This is a genomic window from Funiculus sociatus GB2-C1 (assembly GCF_039962115.1).
GTDB classification, from domain to species: domain Bacteria; phylum Cyanobacteriota; class Cyanobacteriia; order Cyanobacteriales; family FACHB-T130; genus Funiculus; species Funiculus sociatus.
The window spans coordinates 1-5,648 of record NZ_JAMPKJ010000128.1 but is presented as its reverse complement, the minus strand read 5'-3'; the positions used below and the strand labels follow the sequence as shown (position 1 = coordinate 5,648).

Here is a 5,648-nt window from a genome sequence, read left to right as displayed (position 1 = left end):
GAACAACGCCGAAATCAAAATTCTTCTCCTGTAGATTGGCGATTTACGACCGAAGATGCCCGGATTAAATTGAAGCGGTTATATCCGTCAATTCCTTGTTGACAGACCACTAGGAGGAGGAAAGGGAGAAGTTCATCAGCGCTCCCTAGCAGGCTGAGCGCATCCGCGCCGGGAGAGCGATCGCCAGCGTGCGAGTTGTACCTCAAACGCCACGCACCAAAGGCGCGGGAAACAAAGCAGTATCGGGGCGGCTCACATTCCCTACGAACTATTGCTGCTCCAAATATGCTTGATAAAGCTGCTGTGGAATCAGCACAGGTTTTCGACTAGATAAATTAATAAACCCGCCCGATTGTTCAGCAATTGCTGCTACCTTCCCAGCGACTATTTCAGCGGTGACAGTCCACTTCAATTTCTTCATTTTACTCATCCACATCCGACCTATTGGCACATCAAAAATAGTAATTGGCTGTTTGTACTCAATTTGGGTTTGTAGGAGTATTGGAGCAATCCCATCTTCAAGCATTTTTTGTAGAGGAAGATAGGCATCAAGAATTTCTAGACGTAGGTCTTCAAGCCAACGGATATAGACAATATTACTAACAATCCCTGCAAAGTCAATGTCGTAAGTTTTTACAGGCAATACTAATTCTACTTCCAGAGGCCTTTGCTGGTTGTGAGACGTTTGCATACTTAGATAAAATTACTATTAACTGCTCTTAATGAAGCAGCGATCGCGCAACTCGCAAGCCAGAATCAAGTTTATGTGGCCTGGGCTGCTGTTGCGCGATCGCTCTCAATGAAAGCCTCTTTGAATTCTACTTACACAGCATTGAGGTAAGCTTCTAGCGCTTCGGAGTCACCAATTAATTTGCCATCGATAAATACTTGGGGAACCGTTGTTGCACCTGTGACAGCTCGTAAAGAGCGAGTGCTAATATTCTTACTCAAGACAATTTCTTCGTAATCCATGCCACGCTCATCGAGCATCTTCTTAGCACGAGCGCAGAACCCACAACCCACTTTTGTAAACAGGGAAACCAAATTGGGCTTCGTTGCCTCTGGGTTGATATAGTTGAGCATTGTCTGGGCATCTGACACCTTGAAGGGATCGCCTGGTTCTTCTGGCTCAATGAACATTTTTTCAATGGTGCCATCTTTTACCAGCATGGAATAGCGCCATGACCGCTTCCCAAAACCCAGGTCTGCTTTATCAACCAGCATTCCCATCCCTTCACTGAATTCACCATTGCCATCGGGAATGACAGTTATATTATCTGCTTCTTGATCCTTCGCCCATTCATTCATCACAAAGGCATCATTGACGGAAATGCAGATAATGTCATCAACGCCATTTTCTTTAAAAACCTTAGCCAACTCGTTATAGCCAGGGAGATGAGTCGATGAACACGTCGGAGTAAACGCACCAGGTAGAGAGAAGACAACCACTGTCTTGCCGGCAAACAAATCATCAGTAGTTATTTTCACCCAGTCGTTGTTCTTACGAGTACGGAAGGTGACGTTGGGGACTTTTTGTCCTTCTCTATTGGCAAACATGAATCTGGCTCCTTGACTAAGTAAAGTCTTTCAAAGCGTACTCGTTATGAGTACAAAATGTCAAGGGATAGACTCGCTTTAAAGTTACGAATGCGCCTTGCCTATGCCTCCCTGATGCAGATGCTTGGTGCCCAACAAAGCAAAGCGCCGAAAAATGGTTATTGCCAGAGACAGGGTTGAATTTATCGGCTAAAAGCCGATAAATTCCTAAAAATACCCTATGATTTGCCAAATTTAGGGTAGAGAATACCCGCCCCAATTTTACGAAGACGGAATTTCATATACGTGAGCTTCAATTATTAGCGCCATAGTGCCTTCTTGCACATCCAATTCTTTTATGCAAAACGCTATTTCTGGAAACTCAAAATAAGGTAAATTCATCAGTTCTTTTACTTTCTGCATTAAGGCGAGAGTTAGTCCTAGCGAAATACCCATTCCTGGGGTGCAGCGAAACTCCTCCAGCAATACGGGATGCTTGTCAGTACGAGGTAAGGCAACAGCGCTGAAGCCTATTTGCTGCGTATTGTGTATTTTATGCACTAGCATACTTCCAGTGAATTGCATTTTCTCGCCACCAGGCAAGTGAAGCGATAGAGGAAGTTGCAGTTCCAAAGTTACAATTTCGTCATCTATAGAAAGCTCTATGGGAAACAGCTTGCTTTTGATATAATCTGAGTTTAATGCTTGGTTGATATCTGCTTCTGTTAGTCGAACACGAACAGTAGTATTTACTGGCTGATCAAGTTTAATTTGACCAACAATAGCACTCAGGGGATTGATAGCAATGTTATCTGTTTGCAGTTCCATATTCTGTATGCGAATATCTTTCTGCATTACCAAACCCTGACCTTCCACAGAAACCGAATTTGCCTCTCCCTGAATTATCTGACTGAGGTCAGTTTGCACATCTACGTCGATGAATTCTACTGCATCCAGCAGGCTACCAAGCCGCATTTGTAGTACCTGCGAAAGTGCTTGCGCCTCTACCCGTGGTTGTGACATAAGGGATTTTTCCAATTTGTGTTCTGCTACTCGTTACTTTATACGCAAATAAAACCGTTGCGGATCTGTATATTGGTAGAAGCCGTCATCTGCAATTTGTCTGAATATCTATAAAATTCCTCAGGTTGTTCATTGTTTATGGCAATGAAGTATGAGTTATTTTAAAGTTATCGTTTTTTCCTGGTTTGATGTCGCTAGTGCTGTAATTTTAGCGAAAATTAGCCAGGGAGCCATTGTTTTATAAGGTTAAAGTCCTTAAGACCAGCGAAACAGTCTAGCAGTTGATAGTACCTCACTACCCTAACAGCACTTTCATATGCTGCATATAGGCTAAAAGCCCCTGACTTTAGTTATGGAGAAAAAAGACCGATTTCCTCGTTCAGAACTATAAGCCCAAGCGCAGGTTATCTCTAAAGGAAGCAAAATTTTAGCCGTTGCTAGTCTAATTTTGGTGCTAATATTTTAGGCAACACCTAAGCATGAGGTTTGGTAAATGAAAGCATCAAAAGTCATTCTGGGAATTATATTAACTGTAAATATATTAGGAATTGGGGCTAGACAGTTACAAATCCAAAAAGCACAAGCTGCCGCTGCCTTTGAAGAATTGCAGAACCGGGAGGAATATTTAACGTTGGTTTTTCCCAGGCTAATTAGGGAAGTTCAGGTTAGGTTAAACTTGGTGAACGTTCCGGGAAATATTAAGTCTGATTTAAAAGAATATGACCCCAGATACAGAAGAATAATAGAAGCCGCAGGGCAAGAAGCAGACGAAAACCTGGCTGAGTATCCAAGAGAGATAGGTTTTAGTCATATGTTCTGGGCAGAGAAGAAACGCATTTTAAACCAGAAGTACGGAATAAATTGGAAAACCCCACCAGAAATGAATCCAGAGGTCATTTTTGATTGAAACGAGGACAGCAAAGGTCAAGAGAAAGCTAAAATAGAGCAAATATAGTTGCAAAAGTTGCGATCGCTTAAAGAGCTACTATGACGACTGCTGCTCCGGTAAAAACTCAATACGAAGCCATCATCGGTCTGGAAACCCATTGTCAACTGAGTACCCAAACCAAGATATTCTGCAATTGCTCCACCGAATTTGGTGCAACACCCAATCAGAATGTCTGTCCGGTATGTATGGGAATGCCTGGGGTATTACCAGTGCTGGATCAAAAGGTGCTAGAGTACGCAGTCAAAGCTGGACTGGCTCTCAACTCTTGCATCGCTCCCTACAGCAAATTTGACCGCAAGCAATATTTTTATCCCGACCTACCCAAAAACTATCAAATTTCCCAGTACGACTTGCCCATCGCCGAACACGGTTATCTAGAGATAGAGTTAACTGATGCGGAAGGGAAACCAATTCGCAAAAAAATCGGCATCACGCGCCTGCACATGGAAGAAGATGCGGGGAAATTGGTTCACGCGGGTAGCGAACGACTCTCAGGCTCCACCTACTCCCTGGTAGACTACAACCGCACAGGCGTTCCTCTAGTAGAAATTGTCTCAGAACCCGATATGCGTTCGGGAGTTGAAGCCGCAGAATACGCCCAAGAACTGCGTCGGATTCTGCGTTATCTTGGCGTGAGCGACGGTAATATGCAAGAAGGTTCCCTGCGCTGCGACGTGAATATCTCCGTGCGTCCAGTTGGTCAGGAAAAATTTGGCACCAAAGTCGAAATCAAGAACATGAACTCCTTTAACGCCATTCAACGGGCGATAGAGTACGAAATCGACCGCCAAATTCAAGCCATCGAATCGGGCGAAAGAATTGCTCAAGAAACGCGGTTGTGGGAAGAAGGCTCTCAACGCACTATCAGTATGCGGAGTAAGGAAGGCTCTAGCGATTACCGCTACTTCCCAGAACCGGATTTGACACCTATCCAAGTTTCCCCGGAACAACTGGAACAGTGGAAGTCACAACTTCCGGAACTGCCAGCCAAAAAACGCGATCGCTATGAAAGCGAATTGGGTTTATCTCCCTATGATACCCGCGTCCTTACCGAAGACCGCACAGTGGCAGAATATTTTGAAGCTGCTGTTGAGCATAAAGCTAATCCCAAACAAGCTGCTAACTGGGTGATGGGTGACATTACAGCCTACACTAACAACAATAAACTCAGCATCACCGAAATTGCCCTGAAACCCGAAAATCTAGCTGAACTCATCTCCTTAATTGAAGATGGCACCATCAGCGGCAAAATCGCCAAAGAAATTCTGCCAGAACTACTCACTAACGGCGGTTCTGCGAAAGCGCTGGTGGAAAGCAAAGGTTTAGTGCAAATCTCCGACACTGGCGAACTTGAAACAATTATCGATGCGGTTATAGCAGCAAGCCCCAAAGAATTAGAACAGTATCGCAGCGGTAAAACCAAGCTACTTGGTTTCTTTGTGGGACAGGTGATGAAGCAAACTGGTGGACGTGCAGATCCTAAGGTGACGAACCAGTTGATCCAACAGAAGTTGAACAGTTAAACCCTACCCCAACCCCTCCCCGTCCACGGGAGGGGTTAGTTGTAATGGGAATATTTCGCCATGTAACGGATATGCAACAGGCGATCGCGTTTTTCACGTTGCTATTCTCGATTGACATTGTAATTCGTCACAAATAGCTGCAATTCCTTTGGCTGCTGATTTAAGAGAACTTTCAATTGTCTCTGCTTCACAAAAAATCAGAAAAATTTATCAAAAAAACAAAATAGGGGGTGACACCCCTCACCCCCAACTGCTATATTTTGTTTAGTAGATGCACCCTGATGATCGGGAGAGTCGCCCAAGTGACTCTCCTTTTTTTTTGTTGCCACTTCTCAATACTTCTGCGATCAGACCGACCTAACGAGCTAACCCCGCAACCCTACTCCGGGAAAGGGAAAATTAAAAGCCGTCCCGTAAAAAAATCTTCCTTTTCCGTGTCCGTATAGGAGAGGTTGAGCCAGAGGTGAAGCGGGATTGGGGAGAGGTTAAGCGATGTCATTAATTAATAGACCTCTTGCAAAAGTCGCTCAGGAAGATTTGATTTTGGGGAGGCAAAGCTCGTAATTGTAGAGAGCAGCAATCAGATTAAACCTTAAACCAAATCTTTTTCGACGATT

The 5,648-nt window shown here is 44.2% G+C and carries 5 protein-coding genes; 2 read left to right on the top strand and 3 right to left on the bottom strand.

Annotated elements, in window-relative coordinates; genetic code table 11:
• Nucleotides 1-268: 268 nt before the first annotated feature.
• The 3 genes from NDI42_RS28570 to NDI42_RS28560 all read right to left on the bottom strand — a co-directional run bounded on the left by NDI42_RS28570 (nt 269) and on the right by NDI42_RS28560 (nt 2,559).
• Entirely contained in the window at nt 269-691 is a 423-nt protein-coding gene (locus NDI42_RS28570) for an acyl-CoA thioesterase (RefSeq protein ID WP_190453060.1), read from the bottom strand.
• A gap of 131 nt (nt 692-822) precedes the next feature.
• Entirely contained in the window at nt 823-1,557 is a 735-nt protein-coding gene (locus NDI42_RS28565; protein ID WP_190453057.1) for a redoxin family protein, read from the bottom strand.
• Between the two features lie 261 nt (nt 1,558-1,818).
• Nucleotides 1,819-2,559, bottom strand: a complete 741-nt coding sequence (locus NDI42_RS28560; protein ID WP_190453054.1) for an LmeA family phospholipid-binding protein — start codon at nt 2,557-2,559, stop codon at nt 1,819-1,821.
• 493 nt (nt 2,560-3,052) lie between these two features.
• Here NDI42_RS28560 and NDI42_RS28555 point away from each other — a divergent pair, with 493 nt between their 5' ends.
• Both NDI42_RS28555 and gatB read left to right on the top strand, forming a co-directional pair.
• Nucleotides 3,053-3,466 (top strand): hypothetical protein, encoded by a 414-nt coding sequence (locus NDI42_RS28555; protein WP_190453051.1) that lies wholly within the window; start codon nt 3,053-3,055, stop codon nt 3,464-3,466.
• A gap of 80 nt (nt 3,467-3,546) precedes the next feature.
• Nucleotides 3,547-5,031: an Asp-tRNA(Asn)/Glu-tRNA(Gln) amidotransferase subunit GatB gene (gatB, locus tag NDI42_RS28550; protein ID WP_190453048.1), complete on the top strand. Its 1,485-nt coding sequence runs from the start codon at nt 3,547-3,549 to the stop codon at nt 5,029-5,031.
• The last annotated feature ends 617 nt before the right edge of the window (nt 5,032-5,648 follow it).

What these genes read in the sequence shown, in the direction of transcription:
- gatB (WP_190453048.1), top strand. Translation starts at nt 3,547, where the DNA reads ATGACGACTGCTGCTCCGGTAAAAACTCAATACGAAGCCATCATCGGT.
- NDI42_RS28560 (WP_190453054.1), bottom strand. Translation starts at nt 2,559, where the DNA reads ATGTCACAACCACGGGTAGAGGCGCAAGCACTTTCGCAGGTACTACAA.
- NDI42_RS28565 (WP_190453057.1), bottom strand. Translation starts at nt 1,557, where the DNA reads ATGTTTGCCAATAGAGAAGGACAAAAAGTCCCCAACGTCACCTTCCGT.
- NDI42_RS28555 (WP_190453051.1), top strand. Translation starts at nt 3,053, where the DNA reads ATGAAAGCATCAAAAGTCATTCTGGGAATTATATTAACTGTAAATATA.
- NDI42_RS28570 (WP_190453060.1), bottom strand. Translation starts at nt 691, where the DNA reads ATGCAAACGTCTCACAACCAGCAAAGGCCTCTGGAAGTAGAATTAGTA.